General features: G+C 70.0%; 12 protein-coding genes. All 12 read right to left on the reverse strand.

The features are described from left to right. Positions 1–28: 28 nt before the first annotated feature. From nuoN to ACQPXG_RS42735, 12 genes are read right to left on the reverse strand one after another with little or no spacing between them, the layout of a single operon-like run. Positions 29–1624, reverse strand: coding sequence for an NADH-quinone oxidoreductase subunit NuoN (gene nuoN, locus ACQPXG_RS42680; protein WP_433464832.1), 1596 nt, complete (start codon positions 1622–1624; stop codon positions 29–31). After that, entirely contained in the window at positions 1621–3201 is a 1581-nt protein-coding gene (locus tag ACQPXG_RS42685; protein WP_433464833.1) for an NADH-quinone oxidoreductase subunit M, read from the reverse strand. The genes nuoN and ACQPXG_RS42685 overlap by 4 nt, the downstream gene beginning before the upstream one ends. Beyond that, positions 3198–5114: an NADH-quinone oxidoreductase subunit L gene (gene nuoL / locus ACQPXG_RS42690; protein ID WP_433464834.1), complete on the reverse strand. Its 1917-nt coding sequence runs from the start codon at positions 5112–5114 to the stop codon at positions 3198–3200. The genes ACQPXG_RS42685 and nuoL overlap by 4 nt, the downstream gene beginning before the upstream one ends. A 10-nt stretch (positions 5115–5124) precedes the next feature. After that, positions 5125–5424, reverse strand: a complete 300-nt coding sequence (gene nuoK / locus ACQPXG_RS42695; RefSeq protein WP_433464835.1) for an NADH-quinone oxidoreductase subunit NuoK — start codon at positions 5422–5424, stop codon at positions 5125–5127. Next, positions 5421–6353 carry an NADH-quinone oxidoreductase subunit J gene (locus tag ACQPXG_RS42700; protein WP_433464836.1) on the reverse strand — a complete coding sequence of 311 codons (933 nt, stop codon included), beginning with the start codon at positions 6351–6353 and terminating at the stop codon, positions 5421–5423. The genes nuoK and ACQPXG_RS42700 overlap by 4 nt, the downstream gene beginning before the upstream one ends. Continuing rightward, positions 6350–6958 carry an NADH-quinone oxidoreductase subunit NuoI gene (gene nuoI / locus ACQPXG_RS42705; protein ID WP_433464837.1) on the reverse strand — a complete coding sequence of 203 codons (609 nt, stop codon included), beginning with the start codon at positions 6956–6958 and terminating at the stop codon, positions 6350–6352. The genes ACQPXG_RS42700 and nuoI overlap by 4 nt, the downstream gene beginning before the upstream one ends. After that, positions 6945–8303 carry an NADH-quinone oxidoreductase subunit NuoH gene (gene nuoH, locus ACQPXG_RS42710; RefSeq protein ID WP_433464838.1) on the reverse strand — a complete coding sequence of 453 codons (1359 nt, stop codon included), beginning with the start codon at positions 8301–8303 and terminating at the stop codon, positions 6945–6947. Before nuoH ends, nuoI begins: the two co-directional genes overlap by 14 nt. Continuing rightward, positions 8300–10765 (reverse strand): NADH-quinone oxidoreductase subunit G, encoded by a 2466-nt coding sequence (locus tag ACQPXG_RS42715; protein WP_433464839.1) that lies wholly within the window; start codon positions 10763–10765, stop codon positions 8300–8302. The genes nuoH and ACQPXG_RS42715 overlap by 4 nt, the downstream gene beginning before the upstream one ends. Continuing rightward, a complete protein-coding gene (nuoF, locus tag ACQPXG_RS42720; protein ID WP_433464840.1) occupies positions 10762–12060 on the reverse strand; it encodes an NADH-quinone oxidoreductase subunit NuoF in 1299 nt (432 codons plus the stop codon). The genes ACQPXG_RS42715 and nuoF overlap by 4 nt, the downstream gene beginning before the upstream one ends. After that, entirely contained in the window at positions 12057–12836 is a 780-nt protein-coding gene (nuoE, locus tag ACQPXG_RS42725) for an NADH-quinone oxidoreductase subunit NuoE (RefSeq protein ID WP_433464841.1), read from the reverse strand. The genes nuoF and nuoE overlap by 4 nt, the downstream gene beginning before the upstream one ends. After that, positions 12833–14179 (reverse strand): NADH-quinone oxidoreductase subunit D, encoded by a 1347-nt coding sequence (locus ACQPXG_RS42730; protein WP_433464842.1) that lies wholly within the window; start codon positions 14177–14179, stop codon positions 12833–12835. The genes nuoE and ACQPXG_RS42730 overlap by 4 nt, the downstream gene beginning before the upstream one ends. Continuing rightward, positions 14176–14922 (reverse strand): NADH-quinone oxidoreductase subunit C, encoded by a 747-nt coding sequence (locus ACQPXG_RS42735; protein ID WP_433464843.1) that lies wholly within the window; start codon positions 14920–14922, stop codon positions 14176–14178. Before ACQPXG_RS42735 ends, ACQPXG_RS42730 begins: the two co-directional genes overlap by 4 nt. Positions 14923–14924 lie beyond the last annotated feature (2 nt).

Raw genomic sequence — 14924 nt, forward strand, 5'->3', positions numbered from 1 at the left:
AGCGGATGGGTTGCTCACCCAAGACTCCCTACCGGACGAACATGTGGGTCGTGGCGGTTCCCGCGAGGTCCAGAACGGGCTGCGGAATCACGCCGAGTACCACAGTAGCCGTCACCCCGAGGGCCACCGCGACCGCGGTCGCCGGCCCGGCCACCACGACCGGCCCTTCCGCGTCCGGCTCGCTGAAGAACATGACGACGATCACACGGACGTAGAAGAACGCGGCGACGGCGGAGGAGATCACCGCGACGATCACCAACGGCGTCGCACCCTCCTCCACGGCCGCCTTGAACACCGCGAACTTCCCGGTGAATCCGCTGGTCAGCGGGATGCCGGCGAAGGCCAGCAGGAAGAAGGCGAACACGCCCGCGACGACCGGGGACCGCTTGCCGAGCCCCGCCCAGCGGGACAGGTGCCCGGCCTCGCCGCCCGCGTCCCGCACCATCGTGACGACGGCGAACGCGCCGATCGAGGTGAAACCGTAGGCGACCAGGTAGAACAGGGTGCTCGACAGGCCGTCCGGGGAGCTGGCGATCACGCCCATGAGCAGGAAGCCCGCGTGCGCGATGGACGAGTAGGCCAGCATCCGCTTGATGTCGGTCTGCGTGATCGCGATGATCGACCCGGCGATCATGGTGAGAATCGCCACACCCCACATGAAGGGCCGCCAGTCCCACGTCAGCGTCTCGAACGCGACGTAGTAGACGCGCAGGATCCCGCCGAACGCGGCGACGACGGTGCAGGACGCCATCAGCGCCGTGATCGGGGTCGGGGCGCCCTGGTAGACGTCCGGCTTCCACATGTGGAACGGGACGCCGCCGAGCTTGAACAGCAGCCCGACGGACAGCAGCGCGACGCCCGCGAGGAGCAGGGTCTCGCTGCCCGCGTCCTTGCTGATCTGCGCGGAGATGTCCGACAGCCGGACGGACCCGGCGTACCCGTACAGCAGCGCCGTCCCGTACAGGAAGAACGCCGAGGAGAACGCGCCCAGCAGGAAGTACTTGACCGCCGCCTCCTGGGAGAGGAGGCGCCGCCGGCGGGCGAGCCCGCACAGCAGGTACAGCGGCAGCGACATGACCTCCAGCGCCACGAACATGGTGAGCAGGTCGTTGGCGGCGGGGAACATCATCATGCCGCCGACGGCGAACATCATCAGCGGGAACACCTCGGTCTGGGTGATCCCGGCCTCGCTGGTGCGCTGCTCGGCCTCGCTGCCGGGCAGGGCGGACGCCTGCGCGGCGAAGTGGCCGCCGACGATGCCGGACTTGCCGTTCCCGCGCTCGGCGATCAGCAGGAGGCTGACGAGCGCCAGCACCAGGATGGTGCCCTGGATGAAGAGTGTGGGGCCGTCCACGCCCAGCGCGCCCTCGGCGGCGACGTGGTGCGGGTTGTCGCGCCACGCTAGTGCGATCGTCCAGGCGAAGCCTCCGGCGAGGCCGAGGAACGCGAGCGGCACCTGGGCGTAGTACCGCCCGTTCCGGCCGACGAACGCCTCGACGAGCACGCCGGCGACGGCGACGCCGAGGACCAGCAGCAGCGGGCCGATCTGCCCGTACTCGATGTGCGGCGCGGGGATGTCACCCCCCTGCGCGAGGACGCCGCTCACCTGACTGGTGGTGCTCATGGACGGGCTCCGTTCTCGGCGACGTTACCGGTGATGTCCGGCGCCGGATCGTGCCTGTCGACCCGGGCCAGCGTGTGGTCCACCGACGGGTTGATCACGTGCAGCACCGGCTGCGGGAAGAAGCCCATCGCCACGATGATCGCGATGATCGGGGCGACGGCCCACTTCTCCCGGGCGGACAGGTCCTTCATGCCCTCGACCGCGGGCACCTTCGGGCCGCCCATGGTCCGCTGGTACATCCACAGGACGTAGATGGCGGCGAGCACGACGCCGCTGACCGCGAGGGCGCCCGCCCACTCGTAGCGGCTGAACGTCCCCACGATGACGAGGAACTCCGACACGAACGTCGACAGGCCGGGCAGCGACAGCGCGGACAGGCCGGCGATCAGGAACATCCCGGCGAGGACGGGCGCGACCTTCTGCACCCCGCCGAAGTCGGAGATCCGCGCCGACCTCCGCCGGACGATCATGAAGCCGACGATGAGGAACAGCGCGCCGGTGGAGAACCCGTGGTTCACCATGTACAGCGCGGCACCGGACTGCCCCTGCGACGTCATCGCGAAGATGCCGAGCACGATGAACCCGAAGTGCGACACCGACGTGTAGGCGATGAGGCGCTTCATGTCGACCTGGCCGATCGCGAGGATCGCACCGTAGATGATGCTGAGCACCGCGAACGCGAGCACGACCGGGGTCGCCCACTTGGCGGCGCCGGGGAACAGCTCCAGGCAGAACCGGAGCATCCCGTACGTGCCGACCTTGTCGAGGACGCCGACGACCAGCACCAGCGCGCCCGCCGGGGACTGCTGCGCCGCGTCCGGCAGCCAGGTGTGCACCGGCACCATCGGTGCCTTGATCGCGAACGCGACGAAGAAGCCGAGGAAAAGCCACTTCGCCGTCGTCGGGTCGACGTTCATCTTCGACAGCTCGTCGAACATGAACGTCCCGTGCCCGAGGCCGCCGTCGTCGACGGACTTGGCCGACAGCGGGTACAGCCAGATGACGGCGACGAGCATCAGCAGCCCGCCGAACAGCGAGTACAGAAGGAACTTGACCGCCGCGTAGGAGCGCTGCGCGCCGCCGTAGTACCCGATGATGAAGTACACCGGGATGAGCATCGCTTCGAAGAAGACGTAGAAGAGGAACACGTCGGTCGCCGCGAAAACGCCGATCATGGCCGCTTCCAGCGACAGCAGCAAGGCGAAGTACGTCTTCACCGACCGCTTCGCCGGGACGTCCACGCCGCCGGACCGGTCGGCCTCGCTCCACGACGCCAGCATGACCAGCGGGACGAGGATCACCGACAGCAGGATCAGCACCAGCGCGACGCCGTCCACGCCGACCGCCCAGTGGACCCCGAACTCCTTGATCCACCAGTACTTCTCGGTGAACTGGAAGCGCGGCCCGCCCGCGTCGAAGTCCGCCGCCATGACGCCGGTGAGGGCGGCGACGACGAGGGAGACGCCGAGCGCGAACTGCTTGACCAGCGCCTCCCGCTCGCGCGGGATGGCGCTGAGCAGCACCGCGCCCGCCAGTGGCAGCGCGATGAGCACGCTCAGCCAGGGAAAGTCGCTCATGACACGTTCACCACCAGGAGCGCCGCGACCACGAGGGCCGCGCCGCCCAGCATCGAGAGGGCGTAGGAGCGGGCGAAGCCGGTCTGGACGCGGCGGAGCCGGCCGGAGCTGCCGCCGACGCCGGCGGCCGTTCCGTTGACGGCGCCGTCGACGCCGCGTCCGTCGAACCAGACCGCCAGCCTGGTCAGCCACTGGCCGGGACGCATCAGCAGCGACTCGTTGAGCGCGTCGCCGTAGAGGTCCTTGCGGGCCGCGACGGTGACGAAGGATCCCTTGGGCGCCTCGCGCGGCACCTTCCGGCCGCCGTACTGCACCCAGGCGATTCCGGCGCCGACGATCATCAGCACGAAGGTGGCGACGCCGGGCGCGGTGATCCACGCGAACTCGTGCTCGTGCTCGGGCGCCCCGACGACCGGTTCGAGGAATCCGGCGAACGGCCCGAGGATGAGGTAGCCGCCCGCGAAGACGGACCCGAAGGCCAGCAGGATCAGCGGCCAGGTCATGACGGCCGGTGACTCGTGCGGGTGGGCGTCGTCGTCCCAGCGCTTCTCACCGAAGAACGTCATGAACATGACCCGCGACATGTAGTAGGCGGTGATGCCGGCGCCTATCAGCGCGCATGAGCCGAGGATCATCCCGGACGTGCCGCCCTTGTCGTACGCGGCCTCGATGATGCCGTCCTTGGTGAAGAAGCCGGAGAAGGGCGGGCAGCCGATGATCGCGAGGTAGCCGAGCCCGAACGTCACGTAGGTGAGCACCATCACCGAGCGGAGCGCGCCGTAGTGGCGCATGTTCACGTCGTCCTTCATGCCGTGCATGACGGAGCCGGCGCCGAGGAACAGGCCCGCCTTGAAGAAGCCGTGCGCGATGAGGTGCGCGATGGCGAAGACGTAGCCGGGCTTGCCGAGGCCGGCGGCGAGGTGCATGTAGCCGATCTGCGACATCGTCGACCCGGCGAGCGCCTTCTTGATGTCGTCCTTGCCGCACCCGATGATCGCACCGGCGAGCAGCGTGGCCGCGCCGACGATCGTCACCACCAGCTGCGCGGTGTCGGACATCTCGAAGATCGGCCCGGACCGGACGATCAGGTAGACGCCCGCGGTCACCATCGTCGCCGCGTGGATGAGGGCCGACACCGGGGTCGGGCCCTCCATCGCGTCCAGCAGCCAGGACTGCAGCGGCAGCTGCGCCGACTTGCCGCACGCGCCGACAAGGAGCAGCAGCCCGATCGCCGTGGCGGTGCCGGTGCTGAGGTGGGACGCGAGGCCCACATGCTCGGCGCCGGTGCCGAGGATCGGCTCGTAGTCGATGGTGCCGAAGGTGGCGAACATCAGCGCGATCGCGATGATCAGCCCCATGTCGCCGACGCGGTTGACGACGAACGCCTTCTTCGCCGCGGTCGCGGCCGTCGGCTTGTGCTGCCAGAACCCGATCAGCAGGTAGGAGGCGAGGCCGACGCCCTCCCACCCGAGGAACATGATCAGGAAGTTGTCGCCGAGCACCAGCAGCAGCATCGCCGCGACGAACAGGTTCAGGTAGGCGAAGAACCGGCGCCGGTCGGGATCGTCGGCCATGTAGCCGACGGAGTAGATGTGGATGAGCGAGCCCACCCCGGTGATCAGCAGCACGAAGCTGATGGACAGCGGGTCCACCAGCAGGTTCACGCCGATCTTGAACGAGCCGACGTCGATGAAGTCCCACAGGTGCAGGGTGCGGCGCCGGGTCTCGGCGTCGTACCCGAGCATCTGGACGAACATCGCGACGCCCACCGCGAACGACGCGAGCGACATCGTGACGCCGAGCAGATGGCCCCACTTGTCGGTGCGCCTCCCCCCGAGCAGGAGGATCGCGGCGCCCGCGAGCGGGAGCGCGATGAGAAGCCAGGACGCGGCCTGGATGCCTTCCGCTTTCATCCCCGACCTCTCAGTACTTCAGCAGGTTCGCGTCGTCGACCGACGAGGACCTGCGGGTCCGGAAGATGGTCATGATGATCGCCAGGCCCACCACGACCTCCGCGGCGGCCACCACCATCACGAAGAAGGCGATGATCTGGCCGTCCAGGTTGCCGTGCATGCGGGAGAACGTGACGAACGCCAGGTTCGTCGCGTTCAGCATCAGCTCGACGCACATGAACACCACGATGGCGTTGCGGCGCACGAGGACGCCGAGCGCTCCGATGGTGAACAGGACCGCCGAGAGCGCCAGGTAGTGCCCCGGACTCATTGACCAGCCTCGCCTTCACGCTCGCTGCCGCCCGCCGGGCCGCCCGCGCTGCCGCCGGCGGCCTGCGATCCGGACTTGACGACGCGCGACTCGGCGTCCGCGTCCTTGGCCTCTTCGGTGACCGCCTTCACCGCGGCCACGTCCCGTTCGACGGCCTCCTCCTCGGTCCCGCCGTACAGGTCGGCGTGCCGCTCCGCGGTGTCGGTGCGGGCCGCGATGACCGGGTTGACGGACAGCTCCGAGGGCGTGCCGTCCGGCAGCAGCGCCGGCATGTCGACGGCGTTGTGCCGGGCGTAGGTGCCGGGACCGGGCAGCGGGCCCGGGTGGTCGCCGGACAGGAACCGCTCCTTGGACAGGTCCTTCTGCGTCGGCTTCGGCTCCGTGCGCTCCCGGTGCGCGAGCACCATCGCGCCCAGCGCCGCGGTGATCAGCAGGGCGCTGGTCGCCTCGAACGCGAACACGTACTTGGAGAACAGCAGCCGGGCCAGCCCGATCACGTTGCCCTCGGAGTTGGCCTGGTTCAGCCCGGCCGAGTCGCCGAGCGAGGCGTTGCCGAGCCCGACCGCCAGCAGGACGATGAAGCCGACCGCGGCGATCACCGCCCAGAAGCGCTGCCCCCGGATCGTCTCCACCAGCGAGTCGGTGGAACTGACCCCGACGAGCATCAGCACGAACAGGAACAGCATCAGCACCGCGCCGGTGTAGACGATCACCTGCACGAACGCCAGGAACGGCGCGTTCTGGATCGCGTACAGCGCGGCGAGGCAGAGCATCACGGTCGCCAGCAGCAGCGCCGAGTGCACCGCCTTCCGCGCGAAGATCATGCCGAGCGCGGCGAGCACCGACACGACCGCGAGCAGCCAGAAGAAGAACGGCTCTCCGGACTGCTTGTCCGCGACCTCCGCGGCGAGCACATGCGCGGTGTTCACCTGCCGTCACCGCCCTTGCGGCGCTTCTCCGCCTTCACCGCCTGGTCGGCGCTCGCCCGTCCGCCGCCCTCCGCGGAGACGTTCGGCGCGTCCTCGGGCTGGAGGCCGAGGCGGTAGTAGTCCTCCTCGGTGTCGCCGAGCCGCATCTCGTGCGGCGGCGCCTCCATGCCCTCGCGGAGCGGCGCCAGCAGCATCTCCTTGGTGTAGATCAGGCTCTCGCGGCTGTCGTCGGCGAGCTCGTACTCGTTCGTCATCGTGAGCGCCCGTGTGGGGCACGCCTCGATGCAGAGCCCGCAGAGGATGCAGCGCAGATAGTTGATCTGGTAGGTGCGGCCGTACCGCTCACCGGGCGAGTACCGCTCGTCCGCGGTGTTGTCGGCGCCCTCGACGAAGATCGCGTCCGCGGGGCACGCCCACGCGCACAGCTCGCAGCCGATGCACTTCTCCAGTCCGTCCGGCCACCGGTTGAGCTGGTGCCGGCCGTGGAAGCGGGGAGCCGTCGGCTTCTTCACCTCGGGGTACTGAACGGTCTCGCTCTTCATGAACATCTGGTGGAACGAGACCCCGAACCCCTTGACCGGGTTCAGGAAATCAGTGAGTCCCACTGGTGACCTCCTCGGAGGGCGTTTCGATCGTGGCCTGCCGGCTCGGCTCGCGGGCGCGGCCGTGGTAGTGGGGCGCGTCCATCGGCGGAACCGGGAACCCGCCAGCCGCCGGGTCGGTGCGCGGCCCCTGCGCGGCGTCCGGGACGATCTCCTTCTCGCCCTCACCGCCGCGGACCATCTCCCAGATCACCGTGGCGACCAGCACGACCGCGGCGGCAACGGCGGCCACGATGACGATCTGCCGCATGTCGTAGCCGTCGTTGCGCAGCGCGCGGATGGTCGCGACCAGCAGGATCCAGCCGAGCGAGAAGGGCATCAGCACCTTCCAGCCGAGCTTCATCAGCTGGTCGTAGCGGACGCGCGGCAGCGTGCCGCGCAGCCAGATGAAGAAGAAGATGAAAAGGAAGATCTTGATCAGGAACCACAGCACCGGCCACCAGCCGGAGTTGGCGCCCGCCCACACCGTGGAGATCGGCGCGGGAGCCCGCCAGCCGCCGAGGAACAGCGTGGTGGCGAGCGCCGACAGCGTCGCCAGGTTGATGTACTCCGCGAGGAAGAACATCGCGAACTTCAGCGACGAGTACTCGGTGTGGAAGCCGCCGACCAGCTCGCCCTCGCCCTCCGGCAGGTCGAACGGGATGCGGTTCGACTCGCCCATCATCGTGATCACGTACACGACGAAGGACGGCGCGAGCAGCACCACGAACCACTTGTCGTGCTGCGCCGCGACGATCTGCGAGGTGGACATCGAGCCCGCGAACATGAACACGGCCACGAACGACAGGCCCATCGCGATCTCGTAGGAGATCATCTGCGCGGACGAGCGGAGCCCGCCGAGCAGCGAGTACGGCGACATCGACGACCAGCCGGCCAGCACGATCCCGTAGATGCCCATCGACGACATCGCGAGGACGAGCAGCACCGCGACCGGCAGGTCGGTGCCCTGCAGCGCCGTCTCGTGCCCGAAGACCGACACCCGCGGCCCGAACGGGATGATGATGAAGGAGATGAACGCGGGCACCGCCGACATGACCGGCGCCAGGACGAACACGACCTTGTCGACCTGGCGGGGGACGATGTCCTCCTTCAGCGCCAGCTTCACGCCGTCCGCGAGGCCCTGCAGCAGGCCGAAGGGCCCGGCCCGGTTCGGGCCGACGCGCAGCTGCATCCGGCCGATGACACGGCGCTCGATCCACATCGTCATGAGCACGGTCACGACGAGGAACACGAAGACGGCGAGGACCTTGCCGCCGATCAGCCACCACGGATCGTCGCCGAAGCCCGGAACTCCGGTTCCGGGCGCCGGCTCGGCGAGGGGCGGCGCGGCCGCGGCGAGCGGGATCATTTCCCACCTCCAGCGTGCTGTTCACTGCTCGCGAGCACACCGCTCGCGATCTTGACGACGCCTCCCGCGGCCGCGCCCAGGTCCCGGAACAGCGCGCAGCCGGCCGAGTTCGTCGGCAGCCACACCACCCGGTCGGGCAGGTCGGGGGTGATCTCCAGCGGCAGCGTGACCTCGCCGCGCGCCGCCGACACCGTCACCGCGCCGGTCGCGCCGATCTCCGCGGCCGTCGCGGGCGACAGCCGGGCGGCGGCGGGCTTCGCGGTGCCCGCGAGGAACGGCTCGCCGTCCTGCATGCGGCCCCTGTCCAGCAGGAGCCGCCACGTCGCGAGCAGCGCCGCGCCCTGCTCGGGGTGCGGCGGCAGCGCCTGCGCGACGTTCGGCGCCTCCGGGCGCTCGCCGCGGTAGGCGCCGAGGGCGGTCAGCTCGCGGCGCGCGGCATCCGGCCCGGGCAGCCCCAGGTGGACGTCCATCTCGTCGGCCAGCGCGTCCAGCACCCGCAGGTCGGACATGCGCCCGGCGGACTTCAGCACCACGTCGAACGGGCGGCCGCGGCCCTCCCAGTCGACGAACGTCCCGGACTTCTCCGCGACCGCCGCGACCGGCAGGACGACGTCGGCGCGGTCGGTGACCGCGCTCGGCCGCTGCTCCAGGCTGACCACGAACGGGGTGGCAGCCAGTGCCCGCAGCATCGCCTCCGGGTCGGCCAGGTCGTCCGGGTCGACGCCGCCGACGAGCAGGGCGCCGCGCCGGCCCCCCGCCGCCGCCGCGATGATGCCGTCCGCGTCCTCGCCGGGCCCGGCGGGCAGTTCGGCGACGTTCCACGTGCGGGCGACCTCGGCGCGCGCCTCCGGGTCGGTGACCGGGCGGCCGATCGGCAGCAGCCCGGGCAGCGCCCCGGCCTCGATCGCGCCGCGCTCCCCGGCCCGGCGCGGCACCCACGCCAGCCTGGCGCCGGTCACCTGCGCCACCCGGACCGCGGACGTCAGCGCGCCGGGGCTGGTGGCGAGCCGCTCGCCGACCAGGATGACGGCGCCGGGCGTCTCCAGCAGCGTGCGGATGTCGGAGCGGGCGTCGTCCCCGATCAGCGAGCCGAGCGTCTCGGCCTCCGCGCCGGGCGCCGTCGGCAGCAGCGTGCCGCCGACCTTCGCCAGCCCGCGCGTCGCGAACGGGGCGGCGGCGTACACCTTCAGCCGGTTCTTGCGGAACGCCTTGCGCAGCCGCAGGAACACGATCGGCGACTCCTCCTCCGGCTCGAAGCCGGCGAGGAGGACGACCGGCGCCTTCTCCAGATCGGAGTAGGACACCTCGATGGACCGTCCCGCGACCGAGGAGGCGAGGAACCGCGACTCCTCGTCCGACAGCGGGCGGGCACGGAAGTCGACGTCGTTGGTGCCGAGCGCGATCCGGGCGAACTTGGCGTAGGCGTAGGCGTCCTCAAGGGTGACGCGGCCGCCGGTCAGCACGCCGGCGGAGCCGCGCGCCGCCGCGAGGCCGCGTGCCGCGATGGTGAGCGCCTCGGGCCACGACGCCGGCTCCAGCTCGCCGTCCTCGTTGCGGACGAACGGGTGCGTGAGCCGGTCGGGCTGCGTCCCGTAGGTGAAGGCCCAGCGGCCCTTGTCGCAGTTCCACTCCTCGTTGACCTGCGGGTCGTCCCCGGCCAGCCGCCGCGTGATCTTGCCGCGCCGGTGGTCGGTGCGCAGCCCGCAGCCGGACGCGCAGTGCTCGCACACGCTCGGCTGCGACACCAGGTCGAACGGGCGGGACCGGAACCGGTACGCGGAGCCGGTCAGCGCGCCCACCGGGCAGATCTGCACGGTGTTGCCGGAGAAGTAGGAGTGGAACGGGTTGCCGTCGGCCGTCCCGACCTCCTCCTTCGCGCCCCGCGCGAACAGGTCGATGAACGGGTCGCCGGCGATCTGCTCGGAGAACCGGGTGCAGCGGGTGCACTGGATGCACCGCTCACGGTCGAGCAGCACCTGGCTGGACAGCGGGAGCGGCTTCGGCCAGGTCCGTTTGGTCTCCGCGAACCGCGACTCGCCCCGCCCGTTGGACATCGCCTGGTTCTGCAGCGGGCACTCGCCGCCCTTGTCGCAGATCGGGCAGTCCAGCGGGTGGTTGATGAGCAGGAACTCCATGATGCCGTGCTGGGCCTTGTCGGCCACCGGCGAGGTGAGCTGGGTCTTGACGACCATGCCCGGCATCACGGTGGTGGTGCAGGACGCCTGCGGCTTCGGCATCCCGCGGCCGTTGCCGGCGTCGGGGATCTCCACCAGGCACTGCCGGCAGGCGCCGATCGGGTCGAGCAGCGGGTGCTCGCAGAACCGGGGGATCTGGATGCCGAGCAGCTCCGCCGCCCGGATGATCAGCGTGCCCTTCGGCACCTCGATCTCGAAGCCGTCGATGGTGCAGGAGACCATCTCCACGGGCTTCTCCACCGCCGACTTGTCGTCGGTGACGGTCACTTGGCACCTCCCCAGAGGGTGGACTTGGCCGGGTCGAACGGGCAGCCGCCCTGCTCGAAGTGCTGGAGGTACTCGTCCCGGAACAGCTTGATGGACGAGACGACGGGGCTCGTCGCGCCGTCGCCGAGGGCGCAGAACGCGCGGCCGAGGATGTTGTCGGAGATGTCCAGCAGGGTCTCCAGATCCTCCTCGGTGCCCTGGCCGGCCTCCAGCCGCTTCAGCATGAGCTTGTACCAGTAGGTGCCCTCGCGGCACGGCGTGCACTTGCCGCACGACTCGTGCGCGTAGAACTCCGACCAGCGCAGCACGGCCCGGACGACGCAGGTCGTCTCGTCGAAGATCTGCAGGGCCCGGGTGCCGAGCATGGACCCGGCGGCGCCGACGGACTCGAAGTCCAGCGGCACGTCCAGGTGCTCCTCGGTGAAGATCGGCGTGGACGACCCGCCGGGCGTCCAGAACTTCAGCCGGTGCCCCTCCCGGATGCCGCCCGCCATGTCGAGCAGTTCCCGCAGCGTGATACCGAGCGGCGCCTCGTACTGACCGGGCCGGGTGACGTGCCCGGACAGCGAGAAGATCCCGAATCCCTGGGACTTCTCGGTGCCCATCGCGGCGAACCACTCCGGACCGTTTCCGATGATCGCGGGAACCGAGGAGATCGACTCGACGTTGTTGATGACGGTGGGCCCGCCGTACAGGCCCGCCACCGCCGGGAAGGGAGGCTTCAGTCTGGGCTGTCCGCGGAACCCCTCAAGGGAGTCCAGCAGCGCCGTCTCCTCGCCGCAGATGTAGGCCCCGGCGCCGCTGTGCACGACGACGTCCAGGTCGTACCCGGACCCGAGGATGTCCTTGCCGAGGTAGCCGGCCTCGTACGCCTCCGCCACCGCCTGGTGCAGCCGGCGGATCACGTGCAGGACCTCGCCGCGCACGTAGATGAACGCGAGGTTCGACTTGATCGCGTACGAGCTGATGACGACGCCCTCGACGAGCACGTGCGGGTTGGCCATCATCAGCGGGATGTCCTTGCACGTGCCCGGCTCGGACTCGTCCGCGTTCACCACCAGGTAGCGCGGGTTCGGGCTGGTCGGCGGCAGGAACCCCCACTTCATGCCGGTGGGGAAGCCGGCGCCTCCGCGGCCGCGGAGGCCGGAGTCCTTGACCGCCTGGACGATCTCGTCCGGTTCCATGCCGAGCGCCTTGCGCAGCGCCCGGTAGCCGCCGTCGCGCTCGTACCCCTCGCGGGTGAACGAGTCGGCCTGATCCCAGTTCTTGGTGAGGATCGGGGTCAGCGTGGTCACTTGTTCCGCCCCTCCTGGGTCCCGGGCTTCGCCTCGCCCGGAACGGGCTTGCCCGGCTCGTGCGGCGGCTCGGCGATCTGCTCCGGCTTCACCGGCTCCTCAGGCCGCTCCCGGTCGACGTCCGCCGACGGAGCCTCCCAGCCGCGCTCCTGCGCGAGCTTCAGGCCGACCAGCGACTCCGGCCCGGCCTGGACGCCCTCGCCCGCGCGCCCGTCCGGGAACCCGGCGAGCACGCGGGACGCCTCCTTCCACGTGGCCAGATGCTCGGGGCCACGCGAAGGAAGCACTTGCTTACCTGAGCGCAGGTCGTCGACCAGTTGCTTCGCCTTCTCGGGAGTCATGTTGTCGAAGAACTCCCAGTTGACCATCATCACCGGCGCGAAGTCGCAGGCCGCGTTGCACTCGATCCGCTCCAGGCTGACCTTGCCGTCCGCGGTCGCCTCGTCGTGGCCGACTCCGGCGTGCTCGCTCAGCTCGTTCCAGATCTGGTCGCCGCCCATGACAGCGCACAGCGTGTTGATGCAGACGCCGACGTGGTACTCGCCGACGGGCGCGTGCTTGTACTGCGTGTAGAACGTCGCGACGCCCGTCACCTGAGCGGGGGTGATGCCGAGCTGCTGCGCGCAGAACTCGATCCCGTCCTCGGTGACGTGGCCCTCGGCCGACTGCACCAGGTGCAGCAGCGGCAGCAGCGCCGACCTCGGCCGCGGGTACCGGCCGATGATCGCCTTGGCGTCCGCCTCCAGCCGCTCCCGAATCTCCGGTTCGTACGTCATCGGTCCACTCCCCCCATGACCGGGTCGATGCTGGCCACGGCAGCGATGACGTCGGCGACCATGCCGCCCTCCGCCATCGCCGGGGTGGCCTGCAGGTTGACGAAGGACGGCTCGCGGAAGTGGACCCGGTACGGGCGGGTGCCGCCGTCGCTGACGACGTGCGCGCCCAGTTCGCCGCGCGGCGACTCGATCGGCGCGTACGCCTGCCCGGCCGGCACCCGGAAGCCCTCCGTCACCAGCTTGAAGTGGTGGATCAGCGCCTCCATCGAGGTGCCCATGATGTGCGCGATGTGCCGGGGCGAGTTGCCCATGCCGTCCGCGCCGATCGCGAGCTGCGCCGGCCAGCCGATCTTCTTGTCCTCGATCATCACCGGGCCCTTGGCGGACTGCAGCCGCTCCAGGCACTGCTCGACGATCTTCAGCGACTCCTCCATCTCGTCCATCCGGACGAGGTAGCGGCCGTACACGTCGCAGGTGTCCTGCGTCGCGACCTCGAAGTCGTAGTTCTCGTAGCCGCAGTAGGGCTGCGACTTGCGCAGGTCCCACGGCAGGCCGGTCGCGCGCAGGACCGGGCCGGTGACGCCGAGCGCCATGCAGCCGGTCAGGTCCAGGTACGCGACGTTCTGCGTGCGGGCCTTGTAGACGTGGTTGTCGTCCATCAGCTTGCGCATCGCCTGGAGCCGCTTCGGCATCCGGTCGAGATAGTCGCGGATCTTGCTGGTCGCGCCGCTCGGCAGGTCCTGCGCGACGCCGCCCGGACGGACGTAGGCCATGTTCATCCGCAGCCCGGTGATCTCCTCGAACAGGTCGAGGGTGTACTCGCGCTCGACGAACCCGTTCAGCATCACCGTCGTCGCGCCGAGCTCCAGCCCGAACGTGGCGATCGCGACCAGGTGCGAGGAGATGCGGTTCAGCTCCATCATCATCACGCGGATGATCTGGGCCCGCTCCGGGACCTGCTCGGTGACGCCGAGCAGCTTCTCCACGCTCAGGCAGTACGCCGTCTCGTTGAAGATCGGCGCCAGGTAGTCCATCCGGGTGCAGAACGTGGTGCCCTGCGTCCAGGTGCGGAACTCCATGTTCTTCTCGATGCCGGTGTGCAGGTACCCGATGCCCACGCGGGCCTCGTTCACCGTCTCACCGTCGAGCGTCAGGATCAGCCGGAGCACGCCGTGCGTGGACGGGTGCTGCGGGCCCATGTTGACGACGAGCCGCTCGTCGCCGAGGTCCTCCGCACCGGCGACGACCTGGTCCCAGTCCTGCCCGTTGACGTCGAAGACCCTGCCCTCGGCCGCCTCTTCCGCCGCGTAGGCGTCGTACTCGGTGTACTTCGTGGAACTCATACGTACGACCGCCTTTCGTCGGGCGGCGGGATCTCCGCACCTCGGTATTCGACGGGGATGCCGCCGAGCGGGTAGTCCTTGCGCTGCGGATGGCCGACCCAGTCGTCGGGCATCTCGATGCGCGTCAGCGCCGGGTGGCCGTCGTAGACGATCCCGAAGAAGTCGTAGGTCTCCCGCTCGTGCCAGTCGCTCGTGGGGTAGACCGGCACCAGCGACGGGACGTGGGGGTCGGCGTCCGGGCAGGTCACTTCCAGCCGGACCCGCCGGTTGTGCGTGATCGACAGCAGGTGCACGACCGAGTGCAGCTCGGCGCCCTCGTCCTTCGGGTAGTGCACACCGGACACGCCCGAGCACAGCTCGAAGCGCAGGGACGGATCGTCCCGCATGGTCTTCGCGACCTCGACCAGGTGCTCGCGCTTGACGAAGAACGTCATCTCGCCGCGGTCGACGACGACCCGCTCGATCGCGTCCCCGAAGGTCGGGAAGGCGCGCTCCAGCTCGTCGGCGATCTCGTCGAACTCGCCGGCCTCCGCCGCCCCGCCGGGCCCGCCGTACGGGCGCTGCGCGGACACCTTCGGGCTCTGCCGGATGACGAGGCCGCCGTAGCCGGACGTGTCGCCGGTCGTCTTCGCGCCGAACATGCCCTTGCGGGCGACGGGCTGCTCCCGGCGCTCCTCCTCGGCCTGCGCGGGGAGCTGGTCGGCGCCCTGCTCGGCCTGCTGCTCAGGATTCTGGGAACTCATGT

The sequence above is a fragment of the Spirillospora sp. CA-128828 genome (genome assembly GCF_050945415.1).
Taxonomy (GTDB): Bacteria; Actinomycetota; Actinomycetes; order Streptosporangiales; family Streptosporangiaceae; genus Spirillospora.

What these genes read in the sequence shown, in the direction of transcription:
- nuoN (WP_433464832.1), bottom strand. Translation starts at nt 1,624, where the DNA reads ATGAGCACCACCAGTCAGGTGAGCGGCGTCCTCGCGCAGGGGGGTGAC.
- ACQPXG_RS42685 (WP_433464833.1), bottom strand. Translation starts at nt 3,201, where the DNA reads ATGAGCGACTTTCCCTGGCTGAGCGTGCTCATCGCGCTGCCACTGGCG.
- nuoL (WP_433464834.1), bottom strand. Translation starts at nt 5,114, where the DNA reads ATGAAAGCGGAAGGCATCCAGGCCGCGTCCTGGCTTCTCATCGCGCTC.
- nuoK (WP_433464835.1), bottom strand. Translation starts at nt 5,424, where the DNA reads ATGAGTCCGGGGCACTACCTGGCGCTCTCGGCGGTCCTGTTCACCATC.
- nuoH (WP_433464838.1), bottom strand. Translation starts at nt 8,303, where the DNA reads ATGATCCCGCTCGCCGCGGCCGCGCCGCCCCTCGCCGAGCCGGCGCCC.
- nuoE (WP_433464841.1), bottom strand. Translation starts at nt 12,836, where the DNA reads ATGACGTACGAACCGGAGATTCGGGAGCGGCTGGAGGCGGACGCCAAG.
- ACQPXG_RS42730 (WP_433464842.1), bottom strand. Translation starts at nt 14,179, where the DNA reads ATGAGTTCCACGAAGTACACCGAGTACGACGCCTACGCGGCGGAAGAG.
- ACQPXG_RS42735 (WP_433464843.1), bottom strand. Translation starts at nt 14,922, where the DNA reads ATGAGTTCCCAGAATCCTGAGCAGCAGGCCGAGCAGGGCGCCGACCAG.